Origin of the sequence: Pseudomonas sp. IT-P218 (genome assembly GCF_949767605.1) — a bacterium.
In the GTDB taxonomy this organism is placed as follows: Bacteria; Pseudomonadota; Gammaproteobacteria; order Pseudomonadales; family Pseudomonadaceae; genus Aquipseudomonas; species Aquipseudomonas putida_AE.
The window spans coordinates 363,359-383,731 of the sequence record NZ_CATKQQ010000011.1 but is presented as its reverse complement, the minus strand read 5'-3'; the positions used below and the strand labels follow the sequence as shown (position 1 = coordinate 383,731).

Below are 20,373 nucleotides of genomic sequence, written 5' to 3'. Positions count from 1 at the left end.
TTAAATATCGGTGTTATTAGGCTATGCCGTACTCAGCCTTTAGTGCGGCGACCAATTGGCCCAGCTGAGCCATCCCGGCGACGTTCAATCGCAGCGACTCATTAAAGATATATACGTCCCCGACCTTAGCGTCACGCAACCCGTTAGCGCTGGCGTGGTAGCCAACTTCGAAATAACTGGTGTCCACTACAGGGTGGTTAACTGACTTCAGGTTTTCAACGAAGCTATCCACCTGGTTGACCGCGATCGATACCTTACGAGACTCGTCGTCGTAATCGACAATTACAACTGCCCAGGTACCCGCCGGACGTGCAACTTCTGCGTGCGGCGGATTGTTGCTGCTGCCGTAGCACACAAACACCTTCTGACTGGGCGACGCGGTGGTAATGTCGTAACGCAGTGTCGATGAAATCGCAGTGTCATCAGTGAAGGTAAACAGGAAGTTCACTCGATCGGTGGGGTCTGCAACGCTCACCACTGCCACTTGTGTATAGGACTTGGACGCGCTTCCTGGTTGAAATGCCAGACCAGCCAATCCAAGGTTATAGCTCAGGCCGAGCGCCGGTTTGCTGCCGACTTTCACCAGGCGCAGCACCGACGGAACACTGCCCTTTTGAATCAGTGCCTCGCCGGAAACGCGACAGTATCCGGCCACACCGCCGTTGGTCAGCGAAACCAGACTCTTGGGGCTCATTACTCGATGCAAACTTGCCATCGAAGATGCAACCACATCCGCACTTGAAAGTTGAAGTTTTACTGCTCCAGGTGCATCCGGCGCCTTAACACCCGGCAGCACAATAACTTGCCCACGCATTCCGCTCATTTAGGACACCTTGAATTTAAATAGTAATTACTGAAACCCGATTATGACAGGCCCAGTTGTAAACAGGTAGACCAGTACGATCTAATCTAGGGCTGCTATCCCGAATGCAAGTTCGGGGGCCAGTAGTTGGCCCGGCCAATGTACTGGCAATTCCAATGTCCGCCACTCCAATAATCGGAGAACTACCAGTCGGCTCATTGCTAAGTGTTACTTCGATCGCGTCGTAGCCGACTAACTCAGTTGCCACAATAGATGCACTTGACGTGCTATCAATCCAACGCAATCCCCAAAAGCCAGGATCACTTACGTTAACCGTATCAATCACCAATGGTCCGTGAGGCACATTAAAGCGCAGGGTAACTTTCAAGCCATTACGAACAGCCGACACACAAGCCGTTGGCTTCCACTGTTCGCCTTTAATCATGGCCCCGACTGCACCCGCCAGGGCGATCCCATCCCGGCTATATGCAACCGCTGGCAAATGAATACCGTCGCTATTGCTTGGCAGCCAGTATTGAGGCCCGGCCACAACAAAACGATCAGGGAAGTCCAGAGCGACCTGGTACTGCTCATGCGGGATATTGCTGAACGATCGGTTGTAGGTCGGCGCGGTCCAGTTGCTCATCTGGGTGACCACCATCGGGATCCGCCCGGTCTGGCCGGTAATCGCCTGAATGTCCGCCTCATAGTCAGCCTGCAGTTGCACCAGGTGTCCGTAGTACACCCCCGCTGCCATGCCGCCGTCGTGCTGCCCCTGGTTCCAGCAAATGCAGGGGATCCGGTAAGGCCAGCCCTTGCGATCGCATTCGGCCTTGGCCTCGGCGATCGCGGTCAGGCTGTTCTGGTATGGAATTGTCCCCTTGTTGAGCTGGGTGATGCCCTGCCCCCCTCGGCCGTGATTGCTCACCAGCAGACCGGCAGTGGCCGGCAGGTAGCGAGCCCGGTTGATCTCGGCCGCCATCTGCATAATTGGCGGCTCTTTGGTCTTGGCCACCATCGGCTTGAATGGCGCGACCATGTCCGCCGATAGCACGCCCTTCTCATCGTCCAGCTGGATGCCGTCCTTGATCGTCAGGATCCGATTGGCCGATGGTGGCTGCTGGGTGACCGGCGTACCTGAGTTGATGCCGCAGGATAACGACTGGCCTAGAGAAATGACGTGAATGATCGAGTTCACGAAACTGGCCACGGATCCAGCCTCTGGCACGGGTACGGCGCGGCTGATCACGGCGCCGTTGCGCTCGATGTAGTGCACCTGGCCCGCCAGTACTTCGGGCGACGTGTTGTCGCCGCTGGACGTCAGTTGATACGGCACGCCGTCGACCAGGGTGAAGATGTCGCGCTTCCCGGGCACGCCCTCGTCCCAGGCATAGCCGGTTGGCGTCGAAGCAAGGGCCGATGGGTAGGTGACCAGTTCACCGGACCACTTGATCCCCAATAGCACCACTTTGTTCTCATCGCAGATGCACCAGGCGTAATCGCCCAGCAGGGAAAGCCCTGGCATGCGGTCAAGGACCGCATCCACGATGCCGTTCTTCCGCACGCCCAAAATCACCTTTCGGCTTTCATCGACCACGGACCACGGATGGCTGGAGTCGGCCATGCTGCGGGGCACTGCCGCCTTGATTGCGAAACGTGCCGCGTAATCCAAATTGCGCACCAGGTCGCCCGAGGGATAGCGCCTTCTGTACACCGCCGCGCCTGCCACCTTCTGGTAGACGCTGACATAGTCATCGGTTGAGGCAGCCAGGACGCTGAACAGTCCACCTTCTGGGGCGCTCAGCAGTCCTTCTTCGATTGTGGTCTTCACTCCGGATGTTAGGTGCGCGGAATCACGGGCCGTTTCGGCGCGAGTAGCGGCAGTGTTCGCTTGTTCCAGAACATCGGACACGTCGTTGAACTGCAGGGGGATCCGGTAATCCCGGGTTGGTGTTGAGACCCGAATGTCATAAAGGCCGTTCGGCGCGCCCAGCTGGACCTTGGCATCGTTGTCAGAGTTGAACGGGTTGGGCAGCGGCTCGCCGTTCGGCTTGCGCAGCCCCTCAACGATCGATTCAGTACCGCGTTGGTACATGTAGCAAACGGCGCCGGGCAGTTTATTGCCCTGGTCGTCCTGGACGAAAAAGCTCTTGAGTTCCAAATTAGACTCCGGTGATGGGCGCAAGCTGCCCAGAAAGTTGTGCGCCGGTACCGGCGTGACCGGCGAAGCTCGCCGCGTTGGTTGGGACGGGGCTGGATGCGTGCTGGTGGCTGGCGATATCGGTATTCATCTGGATGACCACGTCGATCAGATCGCACAGCACCTGCAGCACGTTCACCGACTCAGATCCCAGCCAGGTCGTGGGTGCAATGCTGCGGCGGGCGCCTTCAATGCGCTCCTGCAGCTGGCCACCCACTGTGAGGTTCAGCTTCTGGCCCACCACCTGGTTGAGGTCGCGGCCGCTGGCCAGGTGCAAATCATCCAGAGCGGCCAGGCTTGCAGCCCCGCCCGACAGCAGCTTGAGTGCGCCGATCGCCTCGATCGCCTTGGTGCCTCCGACCGACTCGGTTGAATGGTCGTCCACCTCCACCTTGCTGCTCTGGTGACGCTCGATGTTGGTCAGGCTCTCCACTTCGCGGTCGATCGACTTGTCCAGGATTCGGCCATCGGTCTGGCGCAACCAGTTGCCGTCGGCATCGACGCGCTGCTGGGCGGCGTCGCTGTGCTGCCACACCTGGTCACCTTTCGGCACCTTGGGCAGGCTCAAGCCGTGCGGCAGGATCGCCTGAATAAATGGCTTGCTTGGCAGGCCGTAGGCAAATGACACGACCACGCGGGTGCCTTCTTCGGGAAAGGCGAAAAACCCCATCTCGTCGCCGCCCATCGGCATTGGCAGCGGCACGCCGGCCAGCACCGGCAGCGCCGGATCCGGCTCGTCGTCCTCGCCCAGCAGCTCGAGGTCCACCGCAAAGCGCGGACGGAAGTCGTCGCAGATCCCGGCGCCGGTCGGGGCGTCCGCCACACCGACAACCCGGGCAAAGCGCGGCAGGTGATAACCGCCGGTGAGTTCGGGGAACTGCCGCTCTACGCTGCGGCGGATTGCGTCTTCCATCGGATCGCCATTTGATTGCCGGTGAGCGTCACCTGGGTGATCCGCTCGCCTTGGTTGATGGATGCACCTGGTCGCAACCCGGGAAGGGCCGCAATCATCGCGCTCTGGTTGTTTTGGTAGCCGTCGAACAACGCGACGGGCAGCTGCAGCGGCGATCGGGAGCCAAAGAAACTGTCAGCCCAGCTGCCAACAAACACTTCGCCGTCGCCTTGCTGTTGCCACATGAAGTCAGGGATCCCGAACACGCGGGCCAAGCTGTCCATGGCCTGGTAGCCGGCGGCCAGGTTGTAAAAGAACGGGGCTTTAACCTTGGCGTATGCCTTGTCAGGAACTCGAAAGCTCAGCCCGGTTTTCTGGTTGATGTCGGCCAGCACGGTGCTCAGGTCCGCATGGCGCAGGTTGATCGGCAACGGCTTGGCCAGGATCGCGGCCAGCTCGCGACAGAACAGCACCTGCTCGATCGCGTTGGACGAGGTGCAGCGCTCGACGTAGCCGATGAAGTGGCGCTGCAGCGGGCTGTCGTTGTAGCCAATGTCCAATGTCACCAGCCCTTTCACCGGCGCCGCTGCCTGAATGGTCAGCGTGGCGCGGCCGGGGGTTCGCAGTTCAAGGCGCACGTCATCGCTCACCAAGGGGTAAACGACACCGCCGATCGTGAGCACCTTGTGCAATTTCACGCTCATGACTCACCGCCCAGGTACTTATCTAGTTTTTTCAGGGTGGCTTCGAAGCCGGTGAGCTCCTGACCTGGTGCGTCGGCTCCACCGCCACCAGCACCTGGTGCAGTCACGGACTGGCCCGGGGCGCCTTGTTGTGTCACCGCTTTGCCGGCGCGGCGTGCCTCCACCCGCTCAGGGTTGGAGAGCTTTTCCGCCAGCGTGAATTGCACAAGCCAAGCTTTCACCGAGTCGTCTTCACGGGCGCTGACGCCGTCAGTGAACTGCACCTGGCGAACGCCAAACGCAGCCGCGGTGTCGTTGACCACCCGATAGGTTTTCAGCTCGCCACCGGTGCCGGTCGCCTCGGCCAGGCGCATCAGGTTGCGCAGATACTCCGCATCGACAAAGCGAATCAACAAGGTGACGGCCAGTGTCTTGGGCTTGAATCCCTTGTGTGCCGAATCGGTGTTGCTGGTCTGCCCCGACAGGTCGTCACTTTCGATTCGCAGGTTGGCGGTGACCTTGAGGTTTTTGCCGCGCACCTGTTCGCCATCGAGCAATAAGGTCATAGGCCCACCAATTCCCGAACGAATGACAACCCCTTCAGGGAGCCGACCAGGAGCACGCCGGCGGACAGTCCCCACTCATGACCAGGGGCTTCGCCCTGCAGCAGCTGGTGACGCAACTCGGCGGCATTGCCCGGACCGATCAGGCGCGCGCGCATGCTGTCGTCGGCGGTACCGCCGGCGAACTGCGACTTGAGGTCGGCGAGTTTCTGCGCCTGTGCCTGGGCCTGGCTGGCTTTACGGGCAGCCAGCTTCGCCAGATCCGCCATCGGTGAACTGTCCGCATAGCTTTCCAGTGACGACAGCTGACCGTTCAGTGCTTGCGTGGCGGCCTTGGTCACGGTGCAACGTTCCAGCGGCAACGTGCCCCAGCGCGGCAGCGTGCCGGCGGTGGGCAATTCCCACTTTTCCGCGTCCAGGGCGAACAGGTTCTTCGCTCGGCGTTCGGCGCGCTGCAGGTCCGACATGGGCAACACGGCATTGAATCGGGCCAATGTTGCCGCGAACTTGTCGTAGCGCGTGCCCAGGAACATCACGGCCAAGGCATATTGCGAACCCGCCGGACGGCTGTCGTCGCCGGTGTCCTCGAGCTTTTCGCCCAGCTGCTGCAGCAGGTTGGGTGCGGACAGGTACCGCTGGTAACCACGGCCCTGCCCCACCCCGCTTTGAAACGGCGTCACCACCAGGCAGGCCGGCACTTCGCCCAGGGCATCGGTCAGCCCCGCCCGGCCAGCGGCCACGGCGGCCTCTGCTGCCGCACCGACCGGACCTGGTGAAGTGGTGGCCAAGTCGGCCAGACCTGCCAGACGTTGCCCGGTGCTGGCCAGCTCGCTGCTTGCCAAAGCCTTCGCCGCCTCGAGGTCGTCGAGCCACTGGGTGGACTGCTCCGGCCAGCGCAGGGTGATGGGAGCCCAGGTCATACCGGCGCCGACTCCCACGCCACGGCGTTGATCGCGTCCAGATCCGAAGCCGATCGCGCCGCTGCCAGGGTTTGCTTGAGGTCGTTGGCTTTGCGCAGGCGCTGCAGCTTGAACTCGGTGAACTCGTCGCCGATCTCACGCAGCTGCTCGCTGGTGTGCTCCAGGAAGGCTTTGGTGCCGGACTCATCGCGGCAGGCGTAGGCGCCGCCCAAGCCACGCAGGATCATGCCGGTCAGGTTCAACTGATCTTCCAGCTCGGTGTCGTAGAAAAAGCGATCGCCCAGCACCGACGACCAGAACCCGCCGGTGATCTCCTGCAGACATGCGGTGTTGACCATGGCCAGCTGGGCGACGTAGCGCAGTTCGATCACAGCCGGGATGTCATCGATCCAGTGACCGTTGCCCCAAATCTGCCCCGGGCCTGGCTTTTCCAAGGTGTACCCCGTCGGCAGCGAACCGGCGCGCTCGATCACCAGGGGTTCGCGGGTCACGATGTTGTACGCCGTCAGCCCCTGGTATGAGTCGACCAGCTGCCAGCGACGACCATCCCAAAACGCTGCCTTCTTTGCCGGTACCGCCGGCGGGGCAACTTCCACACACCCGCCGGGGATCAGCCAGACATCAGGTTCCAGCGGCGAGCGATCGGCCACGGCGGTTCCGGTGAAGATGCCCAGGTGATCGGTTTGGTAGACGATTTTTGTGTCCATGGGATGGCCTCAGTACTTGATGCAAGCAAGGAAGGCGATGTTTTGAGGCCGGGTTTCGCCTCCACCGCTCGCGTTGATCGTGATGGCGTGGGAGTGGTCGCCGATTGCGTTGATCGTGATTGCGTGGGAGTGATCACCCACTGAGTTGACGGTGATGTTGTGCGCGTGCGCGCCATCGGTGGACGTCGTTGAGTAAGAGCCGGCGACTTGAGTGACGTCGTCGCCGGACGCCAAGAGCTCGCCACCGACCATGCTCGGGTTGGTGGAGCCCTCTTTCACCGTGTGAGCGTGGGCACCCTGGGAATCGCTTGAAGCGGTGTGGCTGTGGTTACCAGCGGCGCCGGAACTGCCGGTGTGACCGTGACCACCGGCCGCGCCGGAACTGCCGGTGTGGCTGTGGCTGCGGATTTCGTCAGCCTGAGAGCTGCCCAGCACCCGACCGACATCGATGCCCCGGCCATCGTCCAGGACGCGGATGAACTTGCCACGTGGATCCGGCAGGTTGAACGTGCTTACGCCGTCGCCGGCACCGTAGGTGGTGCCGATCTTGGCGAACAAGGCAGCATAAACCGTGCGCGACACGGCCGCTCCATTGGCGCGAAACCAACCTGGCGGTGGCGTGGCCATGGCAAAAGTGCCGATTCGCCCGACTTCGGAGTCTTCGATAATCTTGCGCAGCGCCTTGAGTGCCTTGGTGGTGGCCAGGATCTCGCTGTTGTCGGTTTCCGGATCGTCGCTTTTGGCGTTGGGCAGGTTGCCCAGATCGACGTCGTCCTTGGTCGTAGCGCGGGCGCGCAGGCCCTCGTAATCACCATCGCGCAGGGCGATCCGCTTGACCAGGGCGTCGGTGATGGGCTCGCTTTGACGCTGGTCGGTGATCTCGCCCGACACCGCCACGCTGGCCAGCTCCACCACGTAGTGGGCTGTGCCGTTGCTGTCGGCGTAGTCCGCTTTCGCCTCGCCAAACACCACCTTCCAGACGGCAACGGTGTCACTGCCTTCGCGGGCCAGGGCGACGTCCAGCCAGGCTTTGGCCGGCAGTGCCGGCAATTGCACCTGGACAGGCTCAGGCAGTTCGACGCGGATCCCTTCCACGTAGGCAGTCCCGGCCTTGAGCTGATACAACCCGAAGCCGTTGCGCTCCATCTGCAGGCTGTTGGCCAGGTAGCAGACACGGCCAAAGACGTCACGATTACTCATGCGCTCGCGCCGATCGATGCCATTCAGGCGCACCGTGAAGTCGTGTTGCCAGGTGCTGGCATCCACGGTGACGCCGGTCAGTGCCTGGGCCCCGTTGAATTCCACCAGGAAGTTGCGGGTGACGTTGTTGCCGATCTGCAGCGGCGGGATGTTCTTGCGCTTCTGCTGTACCGGGACCGTGGCAACAGCCAGCAGCACGCCTTCGGCGGCTTCCAGGCCGATCCAGTTGAAGTCCCAGTCACCCACATCGGAGCCCACCATCAGGCTGTAGATCACCTGGTTGGGGCTGACATAACCTTTGCGGTCATAGACTTTGGTGTAAACGATCTGATCCGCCGGCGGCTTGCCAGCTGCTCGATCGACCGGCGCATTCGGATCAAGGCCAGGAACAAGGGCCAGCACGAAGCGAGCAATATCAAGCTTCTCCCCAGCGCCTTGTTTCTGGGCAATGAGGCTTTCGCCGGCAAGGGTAATGCTCGCTCCCATGGGGGCTCCTAAAATGAATCGGTCAGAAAGGTGAGAATGGCGAGCTCGTTGATCACGACCAGGCGGCTTGCGCTGTCATCCAACGTGGCAATCAGGGTCTGCTGATCGTCGTTGAAGTCGGCCACGCCGATGTTCAGCTTCACCGGGGTGATCGTGACGAAGTCGTAACGCCGGCACGTGCGCCCGTACTGCTGCATCAGGACGCGCAGCAGCACCGGGTTTTCGCTCAGTTGCGTGTCGGATAGGTGCAGCAGGACTACGTCCCAATCCAGATCCGGCAGGCGCTCCTGGATCTCCACATAACCCACGCCCAGGCGTTCGAAGATGCGCACCATGCCGGAGGTGCTGCCGGCGTCGACGGCATTGATAAAGGCGTACTTCACCCGTCGGCGATACAGCCCTTCCGGCTCGCCATGAAAACGCTGGATGTCGCGCTGCCAAGCCAGCAGATCGAGCACGCTCAGGTGGCAGGTCTCGGCGTCCAGCTGCAGCAACGGCCAGTTCACCCAGCTCTCAACCTTGCCCCACCAGGACTGCGCGGCGGCTTTAAGCTTGGCCAGCTCCGGCCCGTCCAGCCAAAAAGGCAGGCTCAACTTAAGCATTCAGCACAACCTCAACCCCGGACAGGCGCGGGATGGTCAGCTCAGAAATGATGTCGTCGTTGTCGAAGTCCAGGGAGTCGATCCCCGGGAACTGCTGATGCAATTCCTCACCCAGGCGGCTGAAGGAAAAACGGGACTGCGGATGGGTCAGCGTTGGCTGATAGTCGTTCTCGCTGCTCTCGCGAAACGCCGCACGGATGAACAGCTCGATGTCTGATTTCAACTTCGGCCAGCGTTCGGCACCGACTTCAGCTTTCGGCCAGACCGTTAAATGTACGGTGTGGAGCGTGGCCGGCATTTCCAGCACCAGCAGGTCGTCGCCGTGGCCATGGTTGCCCTGGTCGCGGATGGAGTTGTTGATTTCAGCCAGGTAGGAATCCGCCGGCGAGTCCGCTTCGAACAGCACAAAGGCATTGGCGCTGCCGGGGCCCCGGGGCGCGTTGTGTTCAAAATAAACGCCGTCAGGCTGCACACCGGGAAATGCGGCGATCATGGCGCGATACACCGCGTCGGTGTGCCATTGATTGACCGCTGAGAACTGGTTGCGCACGCGCAGGCGCAGCTCATCATCGGGCTCGGTGTCGGCGCCTGGCTGGCTCAGCCAGCCGTCAGCGTTCACCACCTGGACAACCCCGGGCACCGGCTCCGGCAGGATGGAAAAGTAACCTGGTGCAAGGTTGAAGCCGCTGCCGGCCTGTTTCGCTCGGGCCAGCACGCGGATCTGCGATTCGCCATCGGCAAAGCTCGCCGTTGCCACCGTCACCAGCTCGTAGACGTTGCCGTTGATGGCGATCGATTGAACTCGGGTACCGGCCGGCACTTCCAGCAAGCCAGCCAGCGCGCTGCGGGTGAACAGCAACAACCCCTCGGCCTTTGTCGCTGGCTTGCGGGTGACGTTGACCGCCCAAGCCAACATGTCCAGCCAGGCGCCGGTCGCTGTCTTCACGAAGAAGTTCGGCAGCACGGTGCCGGCAATGAATTCGATCAGCCACATTACTGGCTTGGTCACCAGGGCGGTGATCACCCGCCAGAATGGCGACCAGGCGCTGGTGTTGCTCAACTTGCTGCCCTGGGCGATCACTTCGAGTTCCCAGGCGGCGCGCAGCTTGGCCTCGGTGGTCGGAATGCCGGCGTCGCTCAACGCCTGTTTGAAGTCCACGTCACTCACAGCACTACCTCGACAGATCCAAATTCAACGGTTTTCGCCGTCACCAGGTACTTCCCTGTCCCTTCACCAAGGATGCGGACGGTGCCCGGTACCAGGCGCACGTCGGTCTCGACCAGCAGCTCCAGCTGCTGGATGCAGTCGGCTTGGCGGAAGCGATCGCGCTCGGCCACCATCGTCACCAGCAGCCCGCTTTCGCGGATCATGTGGCCGATGTCCTGGGCGATGCTGGCCCGATCGTCCACCAGCAGGGGCTGGTTCGACGGATCCAGGGTCAGGTCGTTATTGGTGATCAGCAGATCGATGTAGAGGCTCATCCGCCTACTCCCATCGCGACCATGTTTTCCAGCTCAAGCGGGGTCATTGGCTTGCTGGTGTAGATGTTCACGTTCTCTACAGGAGTGGTCTTTGTCTGGTTTTTGGTGTTCTGAATGCTGGTCAGCAACCCGCCCGGGGGCACGGCCGTCGGCCGCGTGGGGGAAAGGCTTGGAATGGCCCCGTTGATGCTCTCCTGAGCTTTCTGCCCAGCGCCGGCGGTGTTGGCCGCACTTACTGCCGCGTCGACTCCTGGTACTTCAGGCATGCCGCCAAAACGCGCTTCAATGTTCACGCCCGGGATGCTGTTGATCATCTCGATCAGGCTGTTGATGGCCTTGTAGAAGACACCGACGATGCTATCCCAGGCGCCTTTGGCCATGGCGGACCAGCCGCCCATGGAGCTGAACCAGTCGGAAAGGGCCTTGAACTGATCGCTGACCCACTGGAAGGCCGCACTGTTCATCAGGGCGGCGGTCCATTCGTCCCAGTAGTAGATGGCGGCGACCACCGCCGCGACCAGGGCAACGATGCCCACAACGATCAACAGCACCGGGTTGGCCAGCAGCGCGCCGTTGACCAGCCAGATAGCGGCCTGCCACGCCACCATCCCGACCTTGACGAGGCCCATCCAGGTGTACAGCAGCACCAGGCCGGCGACGAAGGCGATCGTCATGACGGTGTGGAACAGGAACATGGCGATACTGCGGTAGCCGGTCCAGTTCAGCAGCTTCCAGACGGTCAGCATCCCCAGCCAGACCATCTTCGACATGCCCACCGCCAGGGTCAGCAGGGACATGGCGGCGATGATGCCGAAGATGGTCAGTGCGGTGATGCCGATCACCCGGGTGATGTTGGGAAACAGGGTGACCCAGCGCATCAGCGCCTTGCCGATCGCCACCATCTTTTCCATGAACGGCGCCAGGACCGGGATCAGCACCTGGCCAAACAGGGCGCGCATGCTTTCCACCAAGGACGTCCATTGCGCCCAGGGATCGACCATGGCCTTGGCCATTTGCTCGGCACTCTCTAGACCGCGAATCTTGCCCAACTGGTCCATGCCAATGCGCAGGCGATCGGTGTCCTTGGCCAGTGCCGTGATCACGCGCGCGCCCTCGCCGCCAAAGGCGTCGATCAGCTTGGCACCGGCGTTGGCACTGTTCAGATCGCCAAATTTGCCTTCCAGCTTGCCAAGGATGTCGAGCATCGGTAGCAACTTGCCGTTCTGGTCGACGAACTTCATCCCCAGTTTTTCCGAGGCGCTGCCGATGTTCTCGAAGAACGATTTGTAGATGCCGCCGGCGTCGCCGCCTTCCATGGTGCTGCTCAGCGAGCCGATCACCGCGAACTGCTCGGCCAGGTCTACACCCGCCGTGGTCGCGATCGAGCCGACTTCCTTGAACGCATCCTTCAACTGCGCGCCATCGGTGCGGAAGAGCTTCACCGCCAGTGCGGTCTGCCCGCCCAGCTTCTCGATCCATTCGGTTTTGCCGAAGGCGTCCGCCTGGCCCTTGAACAGGTTGTACATGGTGCCCACGTAGGCGCTGGTGGTTTCCGCGTCGGCCTTGGTCGCCTTGGCCAGCACGTTGCTGGTGTTGGTGATCGAGCTCAGTTGGCTGGCGGACAGGCCTTTAATAGCGCCATCGATGGTGGACGCTGACGCCACAAAATCCCGGGCATTGGCCGCGTAGTCGACAGAGAACTCCAGCGCCTTTTGATTGAGCGCGGTCAGCGCGTCTTCGGCCACGCCCAGCGATCTGACCTCGCCCAGGGCGCGGTTCATCTCCAAGGCGGGTGCCAATGACTGGGTGATCGCTACGCCAGCACCCACCAAGCCGCCCAAGCCCAAGCCCATCGTCTTGATGTTCTTTTCGCCCTGCTCAGCAAGGTCGGAAAAACCCATTTTCACCTTGCCCAGGGGCGCGGTGACCTTGTCGGTCAGGCTCAAGATGAAGGCCAGGCGGGCGGCGCGGTCAGCCATGTGTTTTTATCCGTTCAGAGCATGGGCGATGCCGTTAGCCACGGCGATTTCCATGCGTTTCCAGTGTTCGTCTTCCAGCCACTTGGCCGTGCCCATCACTTCGGGTGTGGGCTCCTGACCAGGTAGCCAGCGACTGGACAAGGCCAGCAGCTGACCTAGTCCGTCCTCGCTCAGGCGCTCAGCGTGGTCGAGTGCTTTTTTACGATGATCTCAACGTCCGGCGCGTACTCCTCGAGCAGGGCACCGGCGATCTGCATGGTCATCACCGGGTTGGCCAACAACGTGCGCAGATCGGCGCGCTGCTCGGCCACGACGGTGTTGCTCAGCAGGTTGTGGGATGGCGCCACCTTGTTGTTGGCGGTCACGGCGTTGAAGTACTTGGTCACGTCCTGGGGCGTCAGGGTGAAGGTGAATTCTTGGGCGCCGACTTCCAGGGTGATATCGCGTTTTTCGCTCATGTTCTTTTCCGTTGTGGGGGTTGGTTAAAAAGGTGCTGCAGGCGTTGTTCCAGCCGGTCTTCCAGCTTTTCCATGGCCTTGTCGATGTGCTCGGCCCGCACGTATCGCTCGGCGACCTCGATGCGAAACTCCAGGTGCTCACGACGGGCCGCGCTGATCTGTTTGAAGAGGTACATCTGAAAGCCCACCACACCGGTCAAAACCAGTTCAGTCAGCATCAGCAGTACGCTCACGGCCATGGCTGAAAGCTCCATTTCACGCGCTCCAGTTGCCACGCCCGCCAATCCGGACGGCGGCGTACATCAGCCACGCCAGAGGCTTGGGCATGCCCTCCTCGAGCAAGGCGTCATAAAAGACCTGGTCAGCCTCGGCCTTGGTGAAGGACAAGGTGCCGTGGGTGTAAATGAAGTCGTGCACCACCGACGGGCGACGGGCGCACTCGTCGTCACGCGGGATCAACCACCAAACCGGCCGGGGCACGCTGGCCAGGTCGGTGCGGTAGCACTTGGGTACCGTCACCAGCTTGTTGCTGGCCGTCAGGTAAAACAGCGGCCTGATCAGCTGCCATTGCTTGGTGCCCTTCACGGCCTTCACGACCAGCTCGCTCCTAAAGGCCATCGGCGGCGCACTCCACACGAATTGTGTTCGGGGCCGTGTCGCTGGCGATTTGGGCGCGCAGCAGCACGCGCCCGGTCTCCGGCGCCTTGCAATACAACGCCACCAACGTGGAAGCGCTGCGCGCCACCACCGCGTGGGTGTCACTGAAGGCGCAGCCGACCAGGGCGACGACGGTGAACACGGCAATCATCAACAGGCGGGTCATTCAGTAGCTCCAGATCGCAGGGCTGGGGAATCGGCCACCGGCCGGGGCCATGCCCAGGTGCAGGAATCGAGAGTTGCCGCGCTGGCTGATGCCGAAGCGGGTGAACTTCAGGTTCATGGCCAGGCGCAGGATCTCCACCGCGTCTTCGCCGCGACAGCGCACATCAACCGCCAGACCGGTGCAGTGCTCACCTGGTGCAGGCTTGTTCACCTCCACCGGATGTTTCGGGCACCGGTAAGCGCTGCTCAGGGCCATGGGCCGGCCAAACTGCTGACGCAGGGTCACCAGCTCGGCCATAAACGCGGGATCCATCTCGGCGCCGGTGCTGTTGCACTTGCCACATTTGCAGCGCAATTCAGCCGCGGCGAAGTGCGGCCAGGTGATAGGGCTCATCGGCGTTTTCCTTGCTCGAAAAGGGATTGGCACGGTGTGCAGCGAGTGATGCCGCCCAGCGCCTGGCGCTTCTCAGGGATCGGCTCGTCACAGTCCAGGCAATGGCTGCGGCTCGGCCCGATCGGACGCGCCGTGGCGAGTTGGGCGGTGATCGCCTGTTCACGCTGGCGTTGTTCCAGCGCCTGGGCACGATCGAACGGGCAGACCATCAGCGCAGGCCCTCGATCTCTGCTGCAGCCAGATAAGGCACGCCGTTGATGCGAATGAAGTCCGGGCTGGTGACGTCAAACGGGACCTTGTGCTTGGACTTCTCCCCGCCTTTCGGGTCGATGCTGAGCAGGCTGGAAACCTTCAATTTGCAACCGAAGGCCTCAACGCGCAGTTCCTCATCGCCGGCCTTGGCGAAGAACACTGAGTCGAAGGGCTCAAGCTCGCGGAAACTGCCGGCGGTGCGTGCGGCCTCGATCAGCAAGTTGAAGTTGCTGGTGTCGAACTCCATTTCCCCGCTGGCTGCCACGTCGCCATCGACGTGGCCGTCGGGTACGCCCCGGCTTTGCGCCACGGCAGTGTTGTCCGTGATGTCCAGGGTGCAGCTTTCGACGTGGACCAGCAGATCGCCCAGGTTCACGTCGAAGTTCTTGCCGCCAATACGTGACATAGGGTGTTACTCCGAATCGTCGTTGGAAAGGTCGAGGGCGATGTTCGCCGTCAGGTCCTTCGGGCAGTTGAGCGGCCGGATCTTGATGTAAACCTCGACCTTGGTTTTGCTGAGCCACACCAGGACGATGTCGCCGTCCTTGGGCGCCTCGATCTCACCAGGGAACACCTGGCCGGCGAACGTGACGGACTTGGCCATCTGGCGCAGGGGCTTCATCAGCGCACTGATGGCGGCGGCCATGCTGTTGGGGGTGTTGTTCAATCGGCGATCGGCCACGCGGCGGATCAGCAGCGGGCGCACCTGCCGAGCGGCCTTGTCAGCCAAACGCAGGTACTCAACCACCTGGAAGTCACTCGCCGGCGCATCGAGCATGTTGCCGTCGCCCCAGAACACGCCCGGGTAATCGGGATAGGTCTGCGACACGGAGAACCGCGCCTTATCCAGTTCGGCACGGATCGCTGATGGCAGCGGTACGCCATCAACGTCGGCAGGAATCGCGCCCAAGCCCAGCACGGCCCCGGATGCCACACGCATAGGGCTGTCGGCAATGCTCACCGCCGCGTTGGCCAAACGACCCGCCAGCACGCCCAGGTCGTTGCCGTGCAATTGCGGCACGACCAGGACACGCGGCGCGGCAAGGTTTGCGGTGATGGCCCGCTGCGCAATCAGGTATTGGTCCCAGGTCTGCAGCACGGTGATGCCCGCGCTCGCAGCCATCACAAAAGCCCGACGGCCGTAGACGTTGTTCAACGCGATGGCGGCGTCATGCATGGCCGACAGCTGCGCTGCAGTGGTCACCGGCTTGGTGATGACCACGGCCTCCACCGAAAAACCCTGCTGTTGGGCGTATTCCAGTGCGTCGGACCAATCATCGTCTGCCGCGATCGGCGCAGCCAGGCACGCCCAGCGATCGCCGCCGTTCAGTTTGGCGGCAGTAATCTGGGTTTTCAGGTCACTGGCGGGAATGCCCAGGGCGCTGTCCAGGTCGCTGTCGGTGTTCAAGGGGATCAGCTGGCCGACGCTCTTCGCACCGACGCCGATAAAAAGGAAATAGCGCTCGATCTCAGTCACGGCACCCTGGCCCAGATTGAGATTGTTTACGCTGACTTTGCCGAGTGCCATGCAGTGCCTCGCTAGCGGGGTGAATTAAGGATTTGTTGGAGCACCTGGTTCAGCAGCAAGCCGGTGTCTCGTTCGGTGCTGACGCCGATGAACTGGCGCTTGGGCAAGGTGATTTCCCAGCTCTGCGCGCCGCTGCTCTCGGTTTTCTCGTCGTCCAGGATGCGGATCAGCAACCCGGCCTTGGCGTAGTTCACATGTTCTTGAATCCAGGCCACTGATGGCCTGGACAGGGATTTCTTGCCCTCTTGCCGGACCCTGAAGCCCAGCCGGCGCAGGCGCTTGGCTTGCTTTTCCGTGGCTGCCAGTCCGGCGGGAACGTTGTTCCAGCGCTTCATCTGGGCGGCAGTGCGGCGCTCGCTGACGCCGTTGTGCTGCTGCGCCGCGACCCAACTGGTCAGGGCATTCCGCCAGCCCAGCTCGGCTTTATCGGGACTCACGCGGGTGACCAACATCAGCTTGGCCAGCCCCGCTTCCATCTTCTTTTTGCCCTTGCCGGTGCCTTTGCGCGCTTCGAACGGGGTGCCGTCGAGGTTCTGCTGATCGCGCACACGCTTGCGGCTCATCGTCCGCACGCGCTTGGTAACGTTGTTCAGCAGGCGTCGGCGCAGCTGTGGCGGCAGGCTGAGCAACGCCAGCTGCTCGCGCACGCCCAGATAGCCCCGGGCGTCGAGCTCGAAGGTGCTACGACCGGCCAAGGCTCGATACCTCGCCGTGTTCGGCAATCCACAGATCAAACGGGACAAATGCCCAGGTCTTACCGAACGCCTCGATCTCGCCGGCGGGATCCTCGGCCAGGTATTGCGGCTCGTTGAACTCCAGGGCGATGTCTACGTCAGCCAGGTCGTCGTCGAGCATGGTGATGTCGAACTTCGGCACCGGCAGTTCGTCGCGGTCCTGGTCGTTGCTCTCCAGCCAGCTGCCCACCAACGCCATCAGGCGTCCGGGGTGATCGGCGAAACGCTCCAAGGCGATCGTGGCGCTGTAACGCATGTCACCCATGCGCATGCCGCCGATGTCGGGTTTCCAGATCAGCTCGAGGTTCACCTGGTCGGTCCAGCTGTCGAGCTGCTCCGGCAGCACCAGTTGGCGCTCGAGCAGGTACGCGGTGAGGGCGCGGAGTTTGATCACAGGAGTACCGCCGTAACGCGGCCACGGCCCTGCAGCGAGCGAACGGCCTGCTGGCTGAACTCCAGGAAGGTTTCACCACGCTCAGGCAGTTCTTTGCCGGTGTTCTCCGCACTTTCACGGCGGGTCACGGTGGCGAACTGAGTCAGCAAGCTGGCCTTGGCGCGGCAATACACGGCGCGTTTGTACGTCGCTGCTTGAAATGTGCGCTCCGGCAGCACCGTAGGGTCAGCAGATTCCACGGAGGACACGCCTACGTTCTGCCATTGACCTTTTAGCTTGGCCAGATCGCGATTGACCTCGGCCATCGCCGTGGTCAAATCAGTGGCCAGCATGTCTACCAGGTACTCCGCCGGCAGGCGGTAACCCTTCTGGAACTCAGCCACGGAGAGGTTCGGCCAGAAGCCGTCGTTCTCGATCGCTTGCTCCACAAAGGTGGTGGGTTTCCCGGAAAAACTCATTGCTGGCCGCTCAAATAGGGCGGGGAGCCTGTTTTCAGTGGGACGGTCCATAAATGGGCGGCTCACTTCCACAGGTCCCCGCTGGGGGGGTAGTCGGTTATTGGGAAGCCGGTGCGGCCTGGTGTTTTGCTAGGGCCTTGCGGCATTTGCCGATGCGGGTTTCATTGCCCGCCTTCGAATACAGCTCGGTGGAGCGCTCCAGATGCTTGAGCGCGATGTCCCACTGCTCGGCCTCCATGGCGCGCATGCCGATCAACTTGTGGTACTTGCTCGGAATCTGTTCCGTCAGGTCCCATTCACCATCGACGCGAGGCAGCAGGTCGGACAGATAGGGCTCTGGGCTGCGCCCGGCGTTGTATTCGTCGTATGCCCAGTCGATCACCGTGTCCGCGACAAAGGTCTGGATGTCGCGGCGCTTGAAGCGCTCGGGCATCTGCTGGCCTTGCTCGATCGCAAAGTCGGCCAGCTCCAGGGCGTCGTCGAACTGAGCAGTGTCGAACAGCCAGATCATCACCTGCACCAGGATGCGATTCGGGAAGTTCAGGCCCGACTCGATGTAGCGCTGGATGTAGTCCTGGTACTTGGGCAGCAGCTCGTCACGCTTGAGCAACTGGCGACCGGCCAGCGCTCCTTTCATTGCGCTCAGGCGCTCCAGATCCTGGTCCAATGCCGCTTCCTGCAGCAGCAGATGCTTGCGGGCATTGGCCGGACTGCTGAGCGCTTCAGCCGGGGAGTACGCCATCGCCGAACCCGATAGGGCTGCAGCAACAGCGGTTACACCCAAGGCCAGGGTGCGGCGCTTGTGCGCCAAGGCCAGGCTCACGCAACCAGCTCCACGTTCTCGGTTAGAGCGATCTTCTCCAGCTGCTCGATCACATAACCTTCGTTGCGGCTGTTGTAGTCCTCTACGCGGGAGCGTTTCGGGTTATCGACCGTCTGCTTACGCCAGCTGGAGTCCTGGTAGTAGATCGACAGGTTGTCCCAGCTGGTGACCAGCACCGCATTGACCGGGAAGTTCGGCACGCTGAACGCTGGCAGACCACCATAAGTCGAGATGACCTGGGCGTTCTCGATACGCTCTTTCTCGGATGGGGTATCACCCTGTTTGGTGTACAGCTTGGCCTTGTCAGCCGCCAAAAGATCAGTGCCGATGATCGCGATCAGGTCACCGTCTTCGCGCAGAATCTCGTCGACCATCTGCTTGGTGTCGTGCACCAGGGCATCGAGGTTGGCATAGTCGCCACCGGCACCCAGCGTGACCTTGCCAGCGGTGGCGCCTTCTTTGAGAACCTGTTGAGGGGCTTGCTCACGCAGCTGCTGCAACCAGCCCTTGTTCACGTCCTGCAGCTTCGGATTCGCCGCCAGATCGGTCTGAGTTGCCGCACTGGTGCCGTGGAAGCCAATGACAATCCGGTCCTGGGCAATACGCTTCTGCACAGCCGCGGAATAGCGATCCTGGAAGTCCGGGAATTTCGCCCAGGCATCGATCTTGGCGTAGGGAAGTCCCACATCGGACTGGGTATCAGCCAGCTCGTAAGTGGTGTTTTCCAGTGCCGATGCGTCCTTGGCCACGCGGTCGGTGGTCTTGGTGTTGGCTCGGCCAGTGACCGGACCGTTGACACCGATGAACACTTTCTCGCCCTTGATCTCGCTGACCGGGATGACGTTGATACGCTCAAGGAAGTCAGCCTTTGCGGTAATCGCGTCGTTCAGCTCTTGGGCGATAGTAGGTTCCACACTGAACATCCGACTGGCGCGCTCGACGCCGTAGGACTCAGCCATTGCCAGCTGCAGTGCGGAAAATTGCTTGGCGCCATTGGCGCTTAGTGGCTGGGCCATGTCAGAGCACCCGCTTCTTGGTAGTGGCTACCGGGCCAGGGTTGCGTGGCAACTGGCGACCGGTGGGCGTGTTTTGCAGCGCGGTGAACTGCTTTTGCAGACCAGTCAGTGCGGCCAGGACGGCTTTGTTCGACGCGCCGCCGTTGCGACTGAACTCGCGCTCTTCTTCCGCAGTCGTGACGATCTCGTCTACGGCCGCAGTGACGTCGTCGATCGGCGCTTGGTCGGGTTCGGGTGCCTCTTCAGCTGCAGGCTCAATCACAGCCTGAATGCCGGCAGCGACAACCAGTAGCTGTGCCAGCAGGGCTTTTAAGGCCGTTGCGGTAGCTTCATCCATTGGGGGTTTGCTCTCGGTTGGGGTGGTGGGTTCGGCGGGCTCGGTGCCCGCTGCAAAGCGCTTGAAAAAGCCGGTAAGCAAGCCGATCAGCTTGCCGACTTCACCCTGGGGTTCCTCTTCGAAGGAGCCCAGTTCAACGGGCGCGGCGTAAAAGGCGTCTTTGTGGGTTTTCCTCGAAAAGTACAGTTCCTGGGTGCCCAGGCTGGCGGGCTCATCGGTCACACCCAGGCCGGTCAGGTAGGCTTTGCCACTGCCAGCGAAGTTGGGGGTGATCTCGATGCTGGAGAACAACTTCTGGCCCTGATCATTCAGGTACAGCAGCCGATCGTTCGGTTTGAGCTGGGCTTCCAGGGCAATTTGTCCCTCTTCGAGGTCGTCGCCCTCCTCCACCAGCCGCACGGCGAATACGGTGCCGTGGGAGCCAGGCCAACGTTCGTGGTCACACCAAATCACAGCCGTGTATTTGGCCGGCTTGTAGGTTTCAGCGATGTCGCGCAGTTCCTGGGGAAGGATCTCGCGACCATCGGCGGTGGTGCCGCTGGTGGCGACACGTTTCCAGTACGAAACAAGGGAACGGGGCATGGGCGAAAACTGCGCTCAATCGGTGATTTGAGTCGCCAAGATATGCACCGCCAGACCAC

General features: G+C 61.7%; 27 protein-coding genes. All 27 read right to left on the bottom strand.

Annotated features, from left to right (window positions below):
• Positions 1–16: 16 nt before the first annotated feature.
• The 27 genes from ACM6I6_RS08445 to ACM6I6_RS08315 all read right to left on the bottom strand — a co-directional run bounded on the left by ACM6I6_RS08445 (position 17) and on the right by ACM6I6_RS08315 (position 20,314).
• On the bottom strand, positions 17–823 hold the full coding sequence (locus ACM6I6_RS08445; protein WP_414919760.1) for a hypothetical protein: 807 nt from the start codon (positions 821–823) through the stop codon (positions 17–19).
• Positions 824–839: 16 nt separating this feature from the next.
• Positions 840–2,963 (bottom strand): sialate O-acetylesterase, encoded by a 2,124-nt coding sequence (locus ACM6I6_RS08440; RefSeq protein ID WP_414919759.1) that lies wholly within the window; start codon positions 2,961–2,963, stop codon positions 840–842.
• 1 nt (position 2,964) lies between these two features.
• Complete coding sequence (locus ACM6I6_RS08435) at positions 2,965–3,915, bottom strand: hypothetical protein (RefSeq protein WP_414919758.1); 951 nt, start codon at positions 3,913–3,915, stop codon at positions 2,965–2,967.
• Positions 3,888–4,598: a hypothetical protein gene (locus ACM6I6_RS08430; protein WP_414919757.1), complete on the bottom strand. Its 711-nt coding sequence runs from the start codon at positions 4,596–4,598 to the stop codon at positions 3,888–3,890. The genes ACM6I6_RS08435 and ACM6I6_RS08430 overlap by 28 nt, the downstream gene beginning before the upstream one ends.
• Positions 4,595–5,143: a DNA-binding protein gene (locus ACM6I6_RS08425; protein ID WP_414919756.1), complete on the bottom strand. Its 549-nt coding sequence runs from the start codon at positions 5,141–5,143 to the stop codon at positions 4,595–4,597. Before ACM6I6_RS08425 ends, ACM6I6_RS08430 begins: the two co-directional genes overlap by 4 nt.
• Complete coding sequence (locus tag ACM6I6_RS08420; protein WP_414919755.1) at positions 5,140–6,060, bottom strand: hypothetical protein; 921 nt, start codon at positions 6,058–6,060, stop codon at positions 5,140–5,142. Before ACM6I6_RS08420 ends, ACM6I6_RS08425 begins: the two co-directional genes overlap by 4 nt.
• Positions 6,057–6,767 (bottom strand): phage tail protein, encoded by a 711-nt coding sequence (locus ACM6I6_RS08415; protein ID WP_414919754.1) that lies wholly within the window; start codon positions 6,765–6,767, stop codon positions 6,057–6,059. Before ACM6I6_RS08415 ends, ACM6I6_RS08420 begins: the two co-directional genes overlap by 4 nt.
• Positions 6,768–6,776: 9 nt before the next feature.
• Positions 6,777–8,453 carry a phage tail protein gene (locus ACM6I6_RS08410; protein WP_414919753.1) on the bottom strand — a complete coding sequence of 559 codons (1,677 nt, stop codon included), beginning with the start codon at positions 8,451–8,453 and terminating at the stop codon, positions 6,777–6,779.
• Between the two features lie 8 nt (positions 8,454–8,461).
• Positions 8,462–9,055: a phage tail protein gene (locus tag ACM6I6_RS08405; protein WP_414919752.1), complete on the bottom strand. Its 594-nt coding sequence runs from the start codon at positions 9,053–9,055 to the stop codon at positions 8,462–8,464.
• Entirely contained in the window at positions 9,048–10,223 is a 1,176-nt protein-coding gene (locus ACM6I6_RS08400) for a baseplate J/gp47 family protein (protein WP_414919751.1), read from the bottom strand. The genes ACM6I6_RS08405 and ACM6I6_RS08400 overlap by 8 nt, the downstream gene beginning before the upstream one ends.
• Positions 10,220–10,537: a DUF2590 family protein gene (locus ACM6I6_RS08395; RefSeq protein WP_095146977.1), complete on the bottom strand. Its 318-nt coding sequence runs from the start codon at positions 10,535–10,537 to the stop codon at positions 10,220–10,222. The genes ACM6I6_RS08400 and ACM6I6_RS08395 overlap by 4 nt, the downstream gene beginning before the upstream one ends.
• Positions 10,534–12,516, bottom strand: a complete 1,983-nt coding sequence (locus tag ACM6I6_RS08390; RefSeq protein WP_414919750.1) for a phage tail tape measure protein — start codon at positions 12,514–12,516, stop codon at positions 10,534–10,536. The genes ACM6I6_RS08395 and ACM6I6_RS08390 overlap by 4 nt, the downstream gene beginning before the upstream one ends.
• 6 nt (positions 12,517–12,522) lie before the next feature.
• Positions 12,523–12,666 (bottom strand): DUF6890 family protein, encoded by a 144-nt coding sequence (locus ACM6I6_RS08385; RefSeq protein ID WP_371850667.1) that lies wholly within the window; start codon positions 12,664–12,666, stop codon positions 12,523–12,525.
• Between the two features lie 20 nt (positions 12,667–12,686).
• Entirely contained in the window at positions 12,687–12,974 is a 288-nt protein-coding gene (locus ACM6I6_RS08380) for a putative phage tail assembly chaperone (protein WP_033043938.1), read from the bottom strand.
• Positions 12,971–13,228, bottom strand: a complete 258-nt coding sequence (locus tag ACM6I6_RS08375) for a hypothetical protein (RefSeq protein ID WP_033043940.1) — start codon at positions 13,226–13,228, stop codon at positions 12,971–12,973. Before ACM6I6_RS08375 ends, ACM6I6_RS08380 begins: the two co-directional genes overlap by 4 nt.
• A gap of 1 nt (position 13,229) precedes the next feature.
• A complete protein-coding gene (locus ACM6I6_RS08370; RefSeq protein WP_323606703.1) occupies positions 13,230–13,592 on the bottom strand; it encodes a DUF1353 domain-containing protein in 363 nt (120 codons plus the stop codon).
• Entirely contained in the window at positions 13,582–13,797 is a 216-nt protein-coding gene (locus ACM6I6_RS08365; protein WP_414919749.1) for a hypothetical protein, read from the bottom strand. Before ACM6I6_RS08365 ends, ACM6I6_RS08370 begins: the two co-directional genes overlap by 11 nt.
• The gene (locus tag ACM6I6_RS08360) at positions 13,798–14,190 is read right to left on the bottom strand and encodes a D-Ala-D-Ala carboxypeptidase family metallohydrolase (protein WP_414919748.1); all 393 of its coding nucleotides are present in this window, start codon (positions 14,188–14,190) and stop codon (positions 13,798–13,800) included. It lies immediately after the preceding gene.
• Positions 14,187–14,399, bottom strand: coding sequence for a TraR/DksA family transcriptional regulator (locus tag ACM6I6_RS08355; RefSeq protein WP_414919747.1), 213 nt, complete (start codon positions 14,397–14,399; stop codon positions 14,187–14,189). The genes ACM6I6_RS08360 and ACM6I6_RS08355 overlap by 4 nt, the downstream gene beginning before the upstream one ends.
• Positions 14,399–14,848, bottom strand: a complete 450-nt coding sequence (locus tag ACM6I6_RS08350; RefSeq protein WP_414919746.1) for a DUF2597 family protein — start codon at positions 14,846–14,848, stop codon at positions 14,399–14,401. Before ACM6I6_RS08350 ends, ACM6I6_RS08355 begins: the two co-directional genes overlap by 1 nt.
• A 6-nt stretch (positions 14,849–14,854) precedes the next feature.
• The gene (locus ACM6I6_RS08345; RefSeq protein WP_414919745.1) at positions 14,855–15,970 is read right to left on the bottom strand and encodes a DUF2586 domain-containing protein; all 1,116 of its coding nucleotides are present in this window, start codon (positions 15,968–15,970) and stop codon (positions 14,855–14,857) included.
• Positions 15,971–15,981: 11 nt separating this feature from the next.
• Positions 15,982–16,665 carry a virion morphogenesis protein gene (locus ACM6I6_RS08340; protein WP_414919744.1) on the bottom strand — a complete coding sequence of 228 codons (684 nt, stop codon included), beginning with the start codon at positions 16,663–16,665 and terminating at the stop codon, positions 15,982–15,984.
• Positions 16,652–17,098, bottom strand: a complete 447-nt coding sequence (locus ACM6I6_RS08335; RefSeq protein WP_414919743.1) for a phage tail protein — start codon at positions 17,096–17,098, stop codon at positions 16,652–16,654. Before ACM6I6_RS08335 ends, ACM6I6_RS08340 begins: the two co-directional genes overlap by 14 nt.
• Positions 17,095–17,556, bottom strand: coding sequence for a head completion/stabilization protein (locus ACM6I6_RS08330; RefSeq protein WP_414919742.1), 462 nt, complete (start codon positions 17,554–17,556; stop codon positions 17,095–17,097). Before ACM6I6_RS08330 ends, ACM6I6_RS08335 begins: the two co-directional genes overlap by 4 nt.
• A gap of 97 nt (positions 17,557–17,653) precedes the next feature.
• Positions 17,654–18,379, bottom strand: a complete 726-nt coding sequence (gene gpM / locus ACM6I6_RS08325; protein WP_414919741.1) for a phage terminase small subunit — start codon at positions 18,377–18,379, stop codon at positions 17,654–17,656.
• Complete coding sequence (locus ACM6I6_RS08320; RefSeq protein ID WP_414919740.1) at positions 18,376–19,395, bottom strand: phage major capsid protein, P2 family; 1,020 nt, start codon at positions 19,393–19,395, stop codon at positions 18,376–18,378. Before ACM6I6_RS08320 ends, gpM begins: the two co-directional genes overlap by 4 nt.
• A gap of 1 nt (position 19,396) precedes the next feature.
• On the bottom strand, positions 19,397–20,314 hold the full coding sequence (locus tag ACM6I6_RS08315) for a GPO family capsid scaffolding protein (RefSeq protein WP_414919739.1): 918 nt from the start codon (positions 20,312–20,314) through the stop codon (positions 19,397–19,399).
• Between the last annotated feature and the right edge of the window lie 59 nt (positions 20,315–20,373).